This window comes from Enterococcus sp. DIV1206, assembly GCF_051712485.1.
GTDB lineage: Bacteria > Bacillota > Bacilli > Lactobacillales > Enterococcaceae > Enterococcus > Enterococcus faecalis.
In genome coordinates this window covers 784881-800292 of the sequence record NZ_JBIOOZ010000001.1, presented here as the reverse complement: position 1 = coordinate 800292, position 15412 = coordinate 784881, and the positions used below count along the sequence as shown (strand labels likewise).

Genomic DNA, 15412 nt, shown 5'->3' with positions numbered 1-15412 from the left:
TTCTAGGCCTCCTTATTCACCGTTTCCGTTAAATGTTTAACGTCTTTACGCACTTTTTCCAATAAATTCATTTTGTGGTTCCAACAATCTGTTGAAAGGTCCACGGGATATTTCTGCGGATTCAAGTCCCGCTTGTATTCTTCCCAAAGTGAATCTAAATTTTCTTTTGCATATTGTTTAATTTCATCTAAAGTTGGTAATTCATACACACGTTTTCCTTCAACGAAAATATCTTGGAGTACTGGCCGTGCTTCAAAATCACGGACATACTTATTAATAAAGGTATGAACGGGATGGAACATATAAATTTCTTCTTCTTGGCGAGGATCTTCGTTCCAAAGTGTCACATAGTCCCCTTCTGACTTTTTATCAGATTTACGTGTAATGCGCCAGACTTGTTTTTTTCCTGGTGTTGTCACTTTTTCAGCATTGCTAGATAGTTTAATGGTATCTTTCATTTGACCATCTTCACCTTCAATTGAAACTAATTTAAACACCGCTCCTAAAGCCGGTTGATCATAGGCGGTAATCAGCTTGGTACCCACGCCCCATACATCAATTTTTGATTTTTGCATTTTTAGATTCAAAATCGTATTTTCATCTAAATCGTTCGATGCATAAATTTTTGCTTCAGTAAAGCCTGCTTCGTCCAGTTGTTCACGAACTCGTTTAGAAATATAAGCCATATCGCCACTATCAATCCGCACGCCTAGGAAATTAATTTTATCCCCCATTTCTCGAGCTACTCGAATTGCGCTTGGCACTCCCGCTTTCAAAGTATCATACGTATCAACAAGGAAAACGCAATCCCGATGTGTTTTGGCATACGCCATGAATGCTTCATAATCATTTCCATACGACTGAACCAATGAATGGGCATGAGTCCCACTAACCGGAATACCAAAAATTTTACCAGCACGAACATTACTTGTCGCGTCCGCCCCACCAATATAGGCGGCTCTTGTGCCCCAAATGGCAGCATCTAATTCTTGTGCCCGGCGTGTTCCAAATTCCAATAAAGGATCATCGCCTATCACGGATTTAATTCGAGCCGCTTTTGTCGCAATTAATGTTTGGAAATTCACCATATTTAGCAAGGCAGTTTCTACCAATTGACATTGTGCCAAAGGACCTTCAATTTGAATTAACGGTTCGTTATTAAAAACCAAATCCCCTTCTAAAGCAGAGCGTACAGTACATTTAAATTCAAAATTTGCTAAATACGTCAAGAAATCTTCTGGATATTCTTCAACTTCTCGGAGATATGCAATATCAGATTCTGTGAACGTTAAATTTTCGAGATAATTGACTAAACGTTCTAAACCTGCAAAAATTGCGTAGCCATGATTAAAGGGCATCTCTCTAAAGTAACATTCAAAAACAGCATGTAAATCTGCTCTCCCTAATTCCCAGTATGTTTGCATCATATTGATTTGATACATATCTGTATGCAATGTCAAACTATCATCTGCATATGTATAGTCCATCGTTTTCTACCTCTATTCTTTGTATTAAAAACTTGTTTATATTATAACAAAAAAATTTTTTTTAGCCTAAAATCTGCTTAGACCTCTTTTTCTTTAAAAATGAAAAATTTACTGAAGAAATAATTTAAAATCACTACTACAACTTGTGTAATCATTTTCGCCCAAAACGATGAAAAATGAATGCCATCAATTAGGAGAATCATTAAACCCATATCAGCCACAAAAGATAAAATTCGGTACCAATAAAATAAGCCCATTTCTTTAAAAAAACCAGCTATGCTTTCATGCTTACTTGCGAATACCCAATATTTATTCGTGAAAAAGGCAAACAGAACAGATAAAAACCAACTAATTGCGTTACTTATCTTGTAATCCAGCCCTAACACGTTTTGACAAACAAAAAACACAACTAAGTTGACGACCGTCGTTGCACCACCAAAAAATAAATAAGCCAGTACTTCTCGGTATTTACGAAATAATTCTTTCAATTTTCACGCATCCTTTCAACTAATCATTTTATCAAACTTCGGCAAGAAAACCTATCTATTTTGTGTAAAGACACAATTCTCTTGCTAATTTTACTATTTATTAAGGTATTTATGAAAAACATAGTAAGAGAAGAGGAGAAGTTCATCCATGGATGAACTTCTCCTCTTCTCTTCGTCTAATAATATATGACTCCATCAACCAATAAGTTAAATCAGCATTAGTCCTTTAGCTTAGGAAGTGCTATCGTTTGTCCTTCGGTTAATACAGAATACGTTAAGTCATTTGCCTGCTTGAGTGCGGTTAAGGAATAGCCCGTTTTTTTAGCAATTTTTGCGAGTGTCTCTCCTCTTTTTACTTCATAATACTCAGTAGACTCTGTTTTTGAGTCATTCGCTGTACCATTTGATTGCTCTGCTGTTTCCAAAGCATTAGTCACCGATTTACTGATTATTAGTGATTGAAGTAACGCTTGTTCTTTCGGTTCTAGAGAAGTCGCCGCTGTATGCTGAGGAATCGTGATTTTTTGGCCAATATAAAACATTTCTTGAGTCTTTGAATTTTGTTTTAAAATGGCTGTTGCTGACACACCAAACGTCTGGCTAATGGTGGCGAGAGAATCTCCTTTGCTTACTTCATAGATGACTGCTTCTTTTTTTAGCTGTTCTTTGACTGCTTCCTTATCAAACGAAGGTTTCTTTTCTTCTGCCAAATTAGTCACTACTGGTTTCTTCTTTTCTTGATCGTATTCAGTTAATTGATAGGTTTCAATCAACGCGTTTAATTTTTTATCGTAATATGTATCCGTTGCATAACGACCTGTCAAAAATTTTGTTGCCTGCTGATAATTCGTCGTGTTTGCTTTCAAAACGCCGTGATAAAACGTTGGATTACCCGCCAGCCCATTGATGATTAATTTACTATAGTCTGTTAATGACTCTTTATAGGATGGATACTGACGAAAATCGGCATGAATGGTGGTCATCTTCCCTTTACCATCATCTTCTTGTGTGGGAAAGCTGACACTTTGACCTTGATAAGCGCCTTTAATGCCAAACAAATTATAATTTGGCGGCGCCGCTAACGCACTATTGCCCGAGCCACTCTCTAAAATAGCTTGAGCTATCATGACAGAAGCGTATAGCTCATGTCGCTGACCAATAACTCGTGCTTCTTCACCAATTTTTCTAATAAACTCAGAAGTAGAAGCATTCTCTTGGACAACAAAATTTGCCTCGGCTTGTTGTTGAATTCCTGCTTGCTTTTCCTTTTCTTGACTATTGTCTATCTCTGAATGTACCAACGGCTCTTTGGTCTTTTCAGTTAATGTAGAATTTTGTGGTTCCTGATTATGAGGCGGCTTTTCAGTGAGTGCTTTACGCTCTTCAGACGCTGGTTGCTCACTTTGTAACGATTCGGTTGGTTTAGTACTAGCAATTGGCTTTTCTTGTGGCGGTAAACTATTTTCAGATTCTGAAGGTTCCATATTATTTTCCTGATGGTCACCGCTGTCATTTTGTATTGAACTTTCTTGTTGTTCAGACGAACTTATTACTGTTTCGTTCAGCGTTGAAGAAGTAAGAGTTCCTTGGTCTTGATTGACTTGGTCCGCTCTTTTTTCTTCCAGTACTAGCTGTCGGCTTTCGTTACTCGTTTCGGTCTCCTCTTGAGCGATTAATGGTTCCGAATTGTAGTAACTGGCGCCCGCATAAGTCCCTAAGACTCCAAGACATACCAACTTCAAATATCTTGCCTTTCTTTTTTTCATCGCATTTCTCCTTCATTTACCTCTTTATTTCTGCTAATAATTGCTCTATCTGTTGGTACATTCCTGTTGATTCATTCTTGATGGTTAGCATTTGTTCACAATAAGCTTGGTACTCTCTTGCCACTTGCTTCATGCGTGTTAAAGTTGCTAAACGTTGTTCCATCTCTTCATGAACTGTTGCAACTTGTTGGTTAGCTTGGGCAATTGTTTCTTTTGCTTGACGTTTGGCTTCTAATAAGACTTCGCCAATTTCTTTTTGAGAAAGCGTAACGGCTGTGTCTAAGTTCTCTTCGCTAGTCTGTTTCTGTTGTATCTTTGCTTCAGACAATTGTTTCTGTAAAGAAGTGATAGTTGCTTCTTTATCACTTAACGTTTCTTTAACATCTTTAAGTTGAACATCTTTTTCGACTACTTGTTTTTGTAATGCTTCCACTTCATTGGTTTGCATTAATAATTGCTCCGTTAGTTTTTTTATGGATTGCTGATATAGTTGATTTTCTTCTTCTAGTTTTTCAACAAAAGAAAATGACTCTTCTGACAGTTCAGTCGGCACTTCTTGCTGGACCTGTTTTACTTTTGCGGCTTGCTCTTTTGCATAAACGACCTCGTCATCAAAGATTGCTTCTTCTGTTACCGTTGGTTGTGCTTTCATCGATTGTTCATTTTCAAAATCCGGCATCTTCTCATACTCCTCATCTTCATTGTTTTTAGTCAAAAATTGCCACATCTTTTTCTCCTCCTTCATACCTTTTACACCGTTAACATATAGCCTTTTGAACGAATTGTTTTGATATATTGTGGTTTGTTCACATCTTGTTCAATTTTTTTGCGCAAATGGAAAATCACATTAGCGACACGATATTTTCGTTCATTCGCAGTATCTTTCCAGACATTTTTGTAGAGTTCTTCATATGTAATTGTTTGTCCTGCGTGTTTGTATAAATACTCTATTGTGAAAAATTCCAATTTTGTTAAAAGAATTTCTTCTCCGCTTCCCAAGCAAACACTCAAATTTGGCGCAATTAAATACAATCTCTCAGAAAGATTCTTAGTAACTGTTTGTTCCTCGTTTGCAATAGCTAATTTAGGATAAAAACGTCTTTTTACACGTTGCAATAAATTACTCATGCTTAACATGCATTCTTGACGATCATAAGAATGATCAAAAACACCATCTGCGCCTAATTGTAAATAAATAATTCGATTGACTTTACTAATTGCTTCTGTCCGAGAAAATAACCAAATTGGCAAGTCTGACTGCTTGCGAATTGTCATTAATAACTCACAACAAGTATTTACTTGCTGGTGATCAGTAACTTCAATCACTAATCCATCAATATGGTGCAAATGAAGAAGTATATTTGTTCCTTGGATGATCTGACATTCTACTTGATTACTAACAAACCAATTTTGACAGTATTCTTTTGTTTCAATTGTCAAAGGAACGACACCAATTGTATATTTTTCCATTTTTCCACCTCAATCTTCCTAATATTCCCCTTCAAAATATAATAATTTTTATTTATATTCTATTAATAAATAAAAATCACCAACTACTAGTTTTCAAAAAATGATTGTTATTACTAAATTTTATCGAATAAAAACAAGGCTGTCTAGCTAAAACGAAGCCTTTAAATTATCATCTTTTTTGTTAAATGAGTAAATATTTGAGAAAATACTATAAGCAAAGATATTATTTAGATTATTTATTCTTTATGTAAAAAAAAGCTTACGATTTTTCAATCGTAAGCTTTTAGAATACTTTTTTATTTTTACATCATACCGCCCATGCCCATTGATGGATCCATCATAGGAGCTGGTGCAGCTGGTTCTGGTTTGTCTGCAACAACTGCTTCGGTTGTTAATAATAAAGCTGACACAGAAGCTGCATTTTGTAAGGCAGAACGAGTTACTTTTGTTGGGTCAACAATACCAGCTTCAACCATGTTTACCCATTCACCGTTAGCTGCATTGAATCCGATACCTAAGTCAACATTTTTTAGTTTGTCAACAATCACTGATCCTTCATAACCAGCATTTTCAGCGATTTGACGGATTGGTTCTTCTAATGCACGAACGACAATCTTGATCCCTGTTGCCACATCGCCTTCAGCTTCTAGCGCAGCGACTTTACCAATTACATTGACAAGTGCGGTACCACCACCAGAAACCATGCCTTCTTCTACAGCGGCACGTGTTGCGTTTAACGCATCTTCAATTCGTAATTTTAATTCTTTTAATTCTGTTTCAGTTGCAGCACCGACTTTAACGACAGCAACCCCGCCAGCTAATTTAGCTAAACGTTCTTGTAATTTTTCACGATCAAAATCAGACGTTGTTTCGCCGATTTGGTTTTTAATTAAATGAACGCGGGCCTCAATGGCTTCTTTTGAACCAGCACCTTCAACAATTGTTGTGTTATCTTTGTCGACAACTACTTTGCTAGCATTTCCTAAGTTTTCAATGGTTGTGTCTTTTAACTCTAACCCTAAGTCGTCAGTGATTACTGTACCACCTGTTAAAATAGCAATATCTTCAAGCATCGCTTTGCGGCGGTCACCAAATCCTGGCGCTTTTACTGCGACAACATTAAATGTCCCACGGATTTTGTTCAATACTAATGTTGGTAGAGCTTCTCCATCAACATCATCCGCAATGATCAATAGTGGACGGCTTTGTTGTAGAATTTGTTCTAATAAAGGTAAGATATCTTGAATATTTGAGATTTTTTTGTCGGTAATTAAGATATATGGATTTTCTAAAACAGCTTCCATTTTATCGTTGTCAGTAACCATGTATTGAGATAAATAACCGCGGTCGAATTGCATTCCTTCAACCACATCTAATTCTGTTTCAATCCCTTTTGATTCTTCAATGGTAATTACGCCGTCGTTACCAACTTTTTCCATTGCATCAGCAATTAATTGGCCGACTTTTTCAGAACCTGATGAAACAGCAGCGACTTGTGCAATCGCTTCTTTTGAATCAACTACAGATGAAATATTGTGTAATTCTTCTACTGCTGTTTTTGTTGCTAATTCAATCCCACGACGAATACCTAATGGGTTAGCTCCAGCAGTTACGTTTTTTAAGCCTTCACGAACAATGGCTTGTGTCAAAACAGTCGCTGTTGTTGTTCCGTCACCAGCAATATCATTCGTTTTAGAAGCAACTTCTGAAACTAATTTTGCGCCCATGTTTTCAAAATGATCTTCTAATTCAATTTCCTTAGCAATTGTTACTCCATCGTTAGTAATCAATGGTGAACCAAATGATTTTTCTAAAACAACGTTACGACCTTTAGGGCCTAATGTCACTTTCACTGTATCTGCTAATACATCTACTCCGCGTAGCATTGCTGCACGTGCATCTTCTGCAAATTTAATCTCTTTTGCCATGATTTCTTCACCTCATAATTTTTTTCTTCTATTATATTATTCTGTAAAAGTTGTTTATTATTCAACAGTGGCAATAATGTCTTTGGCTGATACAATTAAGTATTCTACGCCTTCGTATTTCACTTCTGTTCCTGAATATTTTTCAAACATTACTGTGTCACCAATTTTTACTTCCATCGGAACTTTTGTGCCATTTTCAAGCACACGACCTTCACCTACTGCGATAACTTCACCTGTTTGTGGTTTTTCTTTTGCAACGGATGCAAGAACAATTCCTCCAACAGTTTTTTCTTCTTCTTTCGCGACTCTAATTACGACGCGATCGCCTAATGGTTTTAACACAATAAATCCCTCCAAATAAAAAGTTTTCGCTTATTTTAGCACTCGATACATAAGAGTGCTAACTCACACTATTTATAATACTCATTTCACTCTAAAAATGCAAGTCTTTTCTCTCTTTTTCTTGTCAATTATAAGATACGCATTTTTTATTGCGTATTCTTTTTTCATGGAATGTTTTTCCAATCCTTTAATTCATGGTAAAATAAATTGACTACGATTGGAGGCGAATAAAATGAAACAACGTTTACTTACAGCACTAATAGCAACCTTCGTTTATTTTGTGATAGCGAATTTAGGAAATCTTGTTTTCAGTGTCACAGAAGGAATTGTTTCGACACTTTGGGAATCTCTTTTCTTTTTCTTATTCGTTTTTCTTTTATTAGGATATCGCAATAATCGTAAAAAATAATTATAGAAAGGATTAACCATGACCTTAAGAAAATCAAGTTTATTTATTTTAGTCACATACATTATCGCTTTTTTCGGGCCGTTACTTTTTTCGGGTATTTCCCCCAATGCAGCGATTAATGTGACAACTGCTCTCTACATTATTGGCGCCCTTGTAATGATTGGCATCTTTTTAAAAACCACAGAACCTTCTCCTTTAGAGGAAACCGCAACCTTGAAATCACCTATTTTTATTTTTTTACTAGGTGTTAGTGGGATTTTCATTGCCATGCTGATTCAAGGGGTTACTTTTGCCATTGAAGTAGCCATCACAGGAGAACAAGCTACTTCTCAAAATACGCAAGCTATTGTAGCGGTGATTTTGGCAAATCCTTTATTTATTTTGGCAACTACTATCGGTGGTCCGATTATGGAAGAATTCGTCTTTCGTTATGCATTTATCCATTTAATCCAGCCTTTTACAAATTTCTGGATTGCGGCTACTGTTAGTTCGGCGATTTTTTCACTCGCACATGCCGATGGTCACTTTTTTGTTTATTTCTTTATGGGATTTTTCTTTGCTCTTTTGTACAAGCAAACTGGAAAAATTTGGACCTCAATTATTGCCCATTGCGGCATGAATACGATTGTGATTATTGTTCAATTACTTTTGCATAATGGTGCAATTCAATAAGAAAAGGGCCTTCGTCTAAACGACTAGGCCCTTTTCTTTTGCTTATTCTTCTTCGTCAATCAATTCGTTGTCATGATGTAAGAAATAAATTAATGTTTGTAATTCGTTGGTTAAGTCAACATTTTGAATTAATACTTCAGGTGGCGCTACTAAACGCGCAGCCGTAAAGTTTAGAATTCCTTTAACCCCTGCTTCGGCAAGTTTGTTTACAACTTCTTGCGCTTTGCGAGCTGGGATAGTTAAAATAGCTACTTCGATTTGTTGAACACGAATTTGTTCCATCATATCTTCCATTGGATAAACCGGAATACCGTCAACAATGCGTCCCACAATATCTTCATTCACATCAAATGCGCAACTTACACGAATACTGTTGCTTTGATGGAATTTGTACTTTAATAAAGCACTTCCTAAATTACCAACCCCGATTAATGCGACATTGGTTAACTCATCTTCATTCAATGTTTTTGCAAAAAAGTTCATTAAGTTTTCAACATCATAGCCGTACCCACGTTTACCTAATTCACCAAAATATGAAAAGTCACGACGAATAGTCGCACTGTCTACTTGTACCGCTTCACTTAATTCAGTTGATGAGACTTTATTTTTTCCTGTATCATGTAACATTCTTAAGTAGCGATAATATAAAGGAAGGCGTCGCGCCGTTGCTTTTGGAATAACTTGATCTTTCACAATTGGACCTCCAATACTTTCACTTAAATCTTATCCATTAACATAATAGCAGTTTTTCACAATAAAAAGCAATTCTATGGCTCAAAAATAGCATTTTTCTTCAAAAGTTTGTGATAAAAGGTATAAACCTTCACAAAGCATTTTTTGATACGTGCTATTTTAGCAGATTTTATGCTACACTAAGGGCAATGAATTTAGAAATGAGGACTACTGATGATTTTATTACAAGCAAATCAAGTTGCCCGGCATTTTGGCTCGGAAACATTGTTTGAAAACATACATTTAGAAATTGCAACAAAAAGTCGGATTGCCTTAGTTGGTCGTAATGGTGCTGGAAAATCGACTTTTTTAAAAATCATTGCAGGCATTGATGCTCCCGATAGCGGAACCATTGCCAAAAATAAAACTGCTACGTTAGGTTATTTAGCTCAAAATACCGGCTTAGAATCAGATAAAACCGTTTGGGAAGAAATGACAAAAGCCTTTGCTGACATCCTAGAAATGGAACAGCGTATGCGAGAATTAGAAACTAAAATTAGTGAAATGGAGCCAACCACTTCCGTTTATGAAGGAATTTTAAAAGAGTACGATCAATTGCAACATACATTTTCTGAAAAAAATGGCTACGGCTATGAAAATGAAATTCGTTCAGTCCTTCACGGCTTTGGCTTTGATGAATCCTTTTACACGAAAGATATTCAAACCTTATCTGGTGGTCAAAAAACCCGGCTTGCATTAGCGAGAATGCTTTTACAAAAACCAGATATTTTAATTCTGGACGAGCCTACAAACCACTTAGATATCGAGACGCTTTCTTGGCTGGAATCTTATTTGCCAAGCTATGCCGGCGCCCTATTGATTGTTTCCCACGATCGTTATTTTTTAGATAAGGTAGTTAATGAAGTTTATGAACTGAGTCGCAAAAAAATGACTCACTACAAAGGAAACTATTCCAAATACTTAGAGTTAAAAGCAGAACAATTAGCCAGTGAATGGAAAGCGTATGAAAAGCAACAAGAAGAAATCAATAAGTTAGAAGATTTTGTTGCCAAAAATCTGGTTCGTGCATCTACAACGAAACGTGCACAAAGTCGCCGAAAAGTATTAGAAAAAATGGACCGTTTAGACCGACCTCAAGGAGATGAAAAATCGGCGCATTTTCTTTTCGATAGTGAAAAAGTCTCGGGAAATGTTGTTTTACAAGTCGAAGATGCCGCCATTGGTTACGACCAAGAACATATTTTATCCGAACCTATTCACTTGGATATTCGTCGCAAAGAAGCCATTGCCTTAGTCGGACCGAACGGAATTGGTAAATCCACTCTCTTGAAATCAATTATTGACCGCATTCCTTTCATTAAAGGAAGTAAAACTTTTGGCACCAATGTTTCTGTAGGTTACTATGACCAAGAGCAAGCCAATTTACATGGCAATAAAACGGTCTTAGCGGAATTATGGGATGAACACCCAACCACACCTGAAAAAGAGATTCGAAGTATTTTAGGCGGCTTTCTCTTCAGTGGAGATGATGTTGAAAAAACGATTCCTTTATTAAGCGGTGGTGAAAAAGCACGTGTGGCATTAGCAAAACTAGCGATGGATCGTGACAATTTCTTGATTCTCGATGAGCCAACCAACCACTTGGATATCGATAATAAAGAAGTTTTAGAAAATGCGCTGATTGATTATGAAGGAACCATCCTCTTCGTTTCCCATGACCGTTACTTTATCAATCGAATTGCAACAAAAGTTGTTGAGCTTTCTGAAAAAGGCAGCAAACTTTATTTAGGCGACTATGATTATTATTTAGAAAAGAAACAAGAGGAAGAAGAAATCGCTGCCCTCTTAGCTAATGAAGAAGCGGCGAAAAAACCCGAACCAGTTACAGCCAAAAATACCTTTTATCAAAACAAGGATCAACAAAAATTACTCCGTACTTTGCAAAGAAAAATAACACAAGTCGAAGAAAATCTTGCTCAGTTAGATACGACAATTGCACAATTAGAAGCACAAATGAGTCAACCAGACATTCTAGAAAATCATGTTGAATTGCTGGCTTTAAACCAACAATTAGATGACGCTCGTCAGCAACAAGATGAACTACTTGAGCAATGGGAAAATTTCAGTTTAGAATTAGAAGAAATGGAAAATAACAATTAACGGAGGGATTCACTATGGCTTCCAAAAAAATCAGTTTAACGAAGCCCAAATATCAACAAATCGCCGTTGATGTTGCGGAAAAAATTGCAGAAGGCAAATTACATGTTGGAGATAAAATCCATGCCCGTTCCACCCTAGCTAACCAATACCAAGTGTCGCCAGAAACAGCTCGCAAAGCCATTATCGTTTTAGTCGATTTAGAAATCGTTAAAGCCAAACACGGCAGCGGCTTCTATGTGGCATCAAAAGAAAAAGCGCAGGACTTTGTGACACAATATCAAGACGTTCAAACGATTGCTGAAATTAAAGAAGAATTGCTAGATAGCGTAGCGAAACAAAAAGAAGAACTTACTCATTTTTCTAGCATTCTAGATACTCTTGTTGAACAAACAAAGCGTTTTGATTCTTTCAATCCAATGAATCCTTATTCATTGGTTTTAACAGAAGAAGCTGCTTATCTTGAGGCGACGATTAGCGAAATGAATTTTTGGCAAAACACTTCGGCAACGATTATCGCCATCAAACACAAAGAAGAGCTTCTGGTCTCACCTGGTCCATATGCAAAGATTTCGTTGAACGACACACTTTATTTTGTTGGACATGACGAATCAACCTTACAACGTGTCCAAAATTTCTTTTATCCTTAAACAAAAAAGTGACTACTTATCTTGCGGTAAATAGTCACTTTTTTTATTTATTATTTCTATTTTTCATAAAAAACCACTATAAAACCTAGTTAAAATACTGTTTTTCTTCATTTTCAGAAAGATTTTCATCTAATTTGACAAAGTGACAACTTTATAGTAGTCTGATGTAGTCACTTTTTTTATTGAGGAGGAACAATGATTTGCCAAAAGTAAAAGTAAATCACCTTACCAAAATCTTTGGTAAGAAAACCAAACCGGCACTTGAAATGATTCGTGCCAACAAAAGCAAAACAGAAATTTTAGAAAAAACGGGTGCCACAGTCGGTGTTTATGATGTAAATTTCGAAGTTGAAGAAGGCGAAATTTTCGTTATTATGGGGTTATCAGGAAGTGGGAAATCAACATTAATTCGTTTATTAAATCGTTTGATTGAACCAACTTCAGGAAATATTTATATTGATGGACAAGATATTTCTTCTTTAGATAAAGAAGGATTACGTGAAGTACGTCGAAATAAAATGAGCATGGTTTTCCAAAACTTTGGTCTTTTCCCCCATCGAACTATCTTAGAAAATACGGAATATGGTTTAGAAATTCGTGGTGTTCCTAAAGAAGAACGCCAAGCAAAAGCTGAAAAAGCCTTAGAAAATTCTAGCTTAATTGCTTTTAAAGACCAATTACCAAGTCAATTATCTGGTGGGATGCAACAACGTGTCGGCCTTGCTCGTGCCTTGGCTAACGATCCGGAAATTTTATTAATGGACGAAGCATTCTCTGCTCTTGATCCGTTAATTCGTCGTGAAATGCAAGACGAACTATTAGATTTACAAGAAAATGTCAAAAAAACCATTATCTTTATCACACATGATTTGAATGAAGCTTTACGAATCGGCGACCGGATTGCCTTGATGAAAGATGGTCAAATTATGCAAATTGGGACTGGAGAAGAAATTTTAACCAACCCAGCCAACGAATATGTGCGAACCTTCGTGGAAGATGTGGATCGTTCAAAAGTCTTAACTGCCCAAAATATTATGGTACCTGCTTTAACTACTAACATTGAAATTGATGGCCCAACTGTTGCTTTAAAACGGATGCGTCAAGAAGAAGTGAGTATGTTACTTGCCGTGGATAAAAAACGCCAACTAAAAGGCGTTGTACGCGCAGAAAAAGCTTTAGAAGCGCGTAAAAACGGGACTTCTCTTGTAGAATGTGTGGATCCAGAAATTCAAACAATCGACAAAGATATGTTAGTGAATGATATTTTTCCACTGATTTATGATGCACAAACACCTCTTGCCGTGACTGATAACGGCAAACTATTAGGCGTGGTCATCCGTGGTAGCGTACTTGAAGCACTTGCAGAAACAGAGGTGAACGAACATGAATAAGTATCAATTACCTGTCGCGTCTTGGGTTGAAAGTTTTACTGATTGGTTAACTTCAACATTTGCTGGATTATTCAGCTTTTTACAAACAATTGGTCAAAGTGTAATGGACAACATTACTGCCTTACTAACAGCCGTACCACCACTTGTGCTGATCGTGCTATTAACGATTGCTGCTTTCTTTATTTCTAATAAAAAAATCGGCTTAAGTTTATTCACGTTTATCGGCTTAATGTTTATCTATAATCAAAACTTATGGAACGATTTAATGAGTACCGTTACGTTAGTTTTACTTTCTAGTGTTATTTCCATTATCATTGGTGTGCCACTAGGGATTTTAATGGCGAAAAGCGAAAAAGCCAAGAGTATTATTACACCGATTTTGGACTTCATGCAAACAATGCCTGGTTTCGTTTACTTGATTCCAGCCGTTGCATTCTTCGGAATTGGTATGGTTCCTGGGGTCTTCGCCTCTGTTATCTTCGCTTTACCACCAACCGTACGCTTTACGAATTTAGGAATTCGACAAGTGCCAAATGAACTTGTTGAAGCAGCTGATTCTTACGGTAGTACTGGCTGGCAAAAATTATTCAAATTAGAATTACCTTTAGCGAAAAACACGATTATGGCTGGTGTTAACCAAACAACCATGCTAGCTCTATCAATGGTAGTTATTGCTTCAATGATTGGTGCGCCTGGATTAGGACGTGGTGTCCTTTCTGCTTTACAACGTGCGCAAGTCGGGAACGGTTTCGTAAATGGTGTGGCTTTAGTTATTTTAGCGATTATCATTGACCGTTTTACTCAACATTTAAATAATAAAAAAGCAGCCCCTAAAGCAGCTGGTGCCACCTCTAAAAAGAAAAAATATGGGATTATTGCAGCGGTTGTTGTAATTGTCGCTGGCTTAGTTGGTGCTTCAATTTTTACAACAACAAATGATAAGCAAATTTCCCTTTCTTATGTGGAATGGGATACCGAAGTAGCCTCCACACATGTGGTTGCCGAAGTCTTAAAAGATATGGGATATGATGTTAAAACGACTCCTTTAGATAACGCAATTATGTGGGAATCTGTAGCTAAAGGTGAAACAGATGCCATGGTTGGTGCGTGGCTGCCAGGAACTCACGCAGAGCAATATAAACAATATAAAGATAAATTAGACGACCTTGGTGAAAACCTTAAAGGCGCGAAGCTAGGAATTGTCGTCCCTTCTTATATGGATGTTGATTCTATCGAAGATTTATCTGATCAAGCTGGGAAAAAGATTACTGGAATTGAACCTGGGGCTGGTGTTGTTGCAGCAGCAGAGAAAACTAAAGAAGCTTATCCTAATTTGAAAGATTGGTCTGTTGAAACTTCTTCATCAGGTGCCATGACTGTCGCCTTAGGACAAGCAATTAAAAACAACGAAGACATCGTTATTACTGGCTGGTCTCCTCACTGGATGTTTGCAAAATATGATTTAAAATATTTAGCTGATCCAAAAGGCACTATGGGCGGCGAAGAAGCGATTCACACAATGGCTCGCCAAGGCCTAAAAGAAGATCAACCAGAAGCTTACAAAGTGTTAGATAATTTCCATTGGACAACTAAGGATATGGAATCTGTCATGTTAGAAATTAACGAAGGCAAAGACCCACAAGAAGCTGCACGTGATTGGGTTGATTCACATAAAGACCAAGTAGCAGAATGGAAAAAATAATTCTTAACAAATGACTTCCCCATCTATTAAAAGAGGGCGTTGAACAAATTGTTCAACGCCCTCTTTTTTCGCAAAAAAAAACCACTCAGTTGGGTAGACTGAGTGGAAAGGAGTTATTTTTACTTGAGGAGTAAAAATGAAAAGTGTTTATGTTGGGTGTTTTGTTGGTATGCTTATATATTAACGAGAACCTGTGAATAATTTGTGACGAAAACCTTGGAAATTTGCTACGAATTACTTAAAAAAGTTTAAATGTG

The 15412-nt window shown here is 36.8% G+C and carries 14 protein-coding genes; 6 read left to right on the top strand and 8 right to left on the bottom strand.

Going from position 1 to position 15412, the window contains the following annotated elements:
- Window positions 1–2 precede the first annotated feature (2 nt).
- The 7 genes from IGK86_RS04020 to groES form a co-directional block, all read right to left on the bottom strand.
- On the bottom strand, window positions 3–1487 hold the full coding sequence (locus IGK86_RS04020) for a nicotinate phosphoribosyltransferase (RefSeq protein ID WP_002356538.1): 1485 nt from the start codon (window positions 1485–1487) through the stop codon (window positions 3–5).
- A 77-nt stretch (window positions 1488–1564) separates the two neighbouring features.
- Complete coding sequence (locus IGK86_RS04015; protein ID WP_002367164.1) at window positions 1565–1975, bottom strand: GtrA family protein; 411 nt, start codon at window positions 1973–1975, stop codon at window positions 1565–1567.
- Between the two features lie 218 nt (window positions 1976–2193).
- Window positions 2194–3741, bottom strand: a complete 1548-nt coding sequence (locus IGK86_RS04010; protein ID WP_016616777.1) for a glucosaminidase domain-containing protein — start codon at window positions 3739–3741, stop codon at window positions 2194–2196.
- A 16-nt stretch (window positions 3742–3757) separates the two neighbouring features.
- Window positions 3758–4468 carry a hypothetical protein gene (locus IGK86_RS04005; RefSeq protein WP_025193973.1) on the bottom strand — a complete coding sequence of 237 codons (711 nt, stop codon included), beginning with the start codon at window positions 4466–4468 and terminating at the stop codon, window positions 3758–3760.
- A 23-nt stretch (window positions 4469–4491) separates the two neighbouring features.
- On the bottom strand, window positions 4492–5211 hold the full coding sequence (locus IGK86_RS04000) for a response regulator transcription factor (RefSeq protein WP_002384140.1): 720 nt from the start codon (window positions 5209–5211) through the stop codon (window positions 4492–4494).
- A 302-nt stretch (window positions 5212–5513) separates the two neighbouring features.
- Complete coding sequence (groL, locus tag IGK86_RS03995; RefSeq protein WP_016616779.1) at window positions 5514–7139, bottom strand: chaperonin GroEL; 1626 nt, start codon at window positions 7137–7139, stop codon at window positions 5514–5516.
- 57 nt (window positions 7140–7196) lie between these two features.
- Complete coding sequence (gene groES, locus IGK86_RS03990) at window positions 7197–7481, bottom strand: co-chaperone GroES (RefSeq protein WP_002356531.1); 285 nt, start codon at window positions 7479–7481, stop codon at window positions 7197–7199.
- Window positions 7482–7713: 232 nt separating this feature from the next.
- Here groES and IGK86_RS03985 point away from each other — a divergent pair, with 232 nt between their 5' ends.
- Both IGK86_RS03985 and IGK86_RS03980 read left to right on the top strand, forming a co-directional pair.
- A complete protein-coding gene (locus IGK86_RS03985; protein ID WP_002356530.1) occupies window positions 7714–7890 on the top strand; it encodes a hypothetical protein in 177 nt (58 codons plus the stop codon).
- 18 nt (window positions 7891–7908) lie between these two features.
- Window positions 7909–8562 carry a CPBP family intramembrane glutamic endopeptidase gene (locus IGK86_RS03980; protein ID WP_002356529.1) on the top strand — a complete coding sequence of 218 codons (654 nt, stop codon included), beginning with the start codon at window positions 7909–7911 and terminating at the stop codon, window positions 8560–8562.
- Window positions 8563–8604: 42 nt separating this feature from the next.
- On the opposite strand, the gene IGK86_RS03975 is transcribed toward IGK86_RS03980, so the two are convergent.
- Window positions 8605–9255: a redox-sensing transcriptional repressor Rex gene (locus IGK86_RS03975; RefSeq protein WP_002356528.1), complete on the bottom strand. Its 651-nt coding sequence runs from the start codon at window positions 9253–9255 to the stop codon at window positions 8605–8607.
- Between the two features lie 213 nt (window positions 9256–9468).
- Here IGK86_RS03975 and IGK86_RS03970 point away from each other — a divergent pair, with 213 nt between their 5' ends.
- The 4 genes from IGK86_RS03970 (at window position 9469) to IGK86_RS03955 (ending at window position 15155) form a co-directional block, all read left to right on the top strand.
- Entirely contained in the window at window positions 9469–11415 is a 1947-nt protein-coding gene (locus IGK86_RS03970; protein WP_438742069.1) for an ABC-F family ATP-binding cassette domain-containing protein, read from the top strand.
- A gap of 14 nt (window positions 11416–11429) precedes the next feature.
- The gene (locus IGK86_RS03965; protein WP_002356525.1) at window positions 11430–12062 is read left to right on the top strand and encodes a GntR family transcriptional regulator; all 633 of its coding nucleotides are present in this window, start codon (window positions 11430–11432) and stop codon (window positions 12060–12062) included.
- 200 nt (window positions 12063–12262) lie between these two features.
- Window positions 12263–13453, top strand: a complete 1191-nt coding sequence (locus IGK86_RS03960; protein ID WP_002388977.1) for a quaternary amine ABC transporter ATP-binding protein — start codon at window positions 12263–12265, stop codon at window positions 13451–13453.
- Window positions 13446–15155: an ABC transporter permease/substrate binding protein gene (locus IGK86_RS03955; RefSeq protein ID WP_002356521.1), complete on the top strand. Its 1710-nt coding sequence runs from the start codon at window positions 13446–13448 to the stop codon at window positions 15153–15155. Before IGK86_RS03960 ends, IGK86_RS03955 begins: the two co-directional genes overlap by 8 nt.
- Window positions 15156–15412: the final 257 nt, after the last annotated feature.

What these genes read in the sequence shown, in the direction of transcription:
- IGK86_RS04020 (WP_002356538.1), bottom strand. Translation starts at nt 1,487, where the DNA reads ATGGACTATACATATGCAGATGATAGTTTGACATTGCATACAGATATG.
- IGK86_RS04010 (WP_016616777.1), bottom strand. Translation starts at nt 3,741, where the DNA reads ATGAAAAAAAGAAAGGCAAGATATTTGAAGTTGGTATGTCTTGGAGTC.
- IGK86_RS04005 (WP_025193973.1), bottom strand. Translation starts at nt 4,468, where the DNA reads ATGTGGCAATTTTTGACTAAAAACAATGAAGATGAGGAGTATGAGAAG.
- IGK86_RS04000 (WP_002384140.1), bottom strand. Translation starts at nt 5,211, where the DNA reads ATGGAAAAATATACAATTGGTGTCGTTCCTTTGACAATTGAAACAAAA.
- groL (WP_016616779.1), bottom strand. Translation starts at nt 7,139, where the DNA reads ATGGCAAAAGAGATTAAATTTGCAGAAGATGCACGTGCAGCAATGCTA.
- IGK86_RS03985 (WP_002356530.1), top strand. Translation starts at nt 7,714, where the DNA reads ATGAAACAACGTTTACTTACAGCACTAATAGCAACCTTCGTTTATTTT.
- IGK86_RS03980 (WP_002356529.1), top strand. Translation starts at nt 7,909, where the DNA reads ATGACCTTAAGAAAATCAAGTTTATTTATTTTAGTCACATACATTATC.
- IGK86_RS03970 (WP_438742069.1), top strand. Translation starts at nt 9,469, where the DNA reads ATGATTTTATTACAAGCAAATCAAGTTGCCCGGCATTTTGGCTCGGAA.
- IGK86_RS03965 (WP_002356525.1), top strand. Translation starts at nt 11,430, where the DNA reads ATGGCTTCCAAAAAAATCAGTTTAACGAAGCCCAAATATCAACAAATC.
- IGK86_RS03955 (WP_002356521.1), top strand. Translation starts at nt 13,446, where the DNA reads ATGAATAAGTATCAATTACCTGTCGCGTCTTGGGTTGAAAGTTTTACT.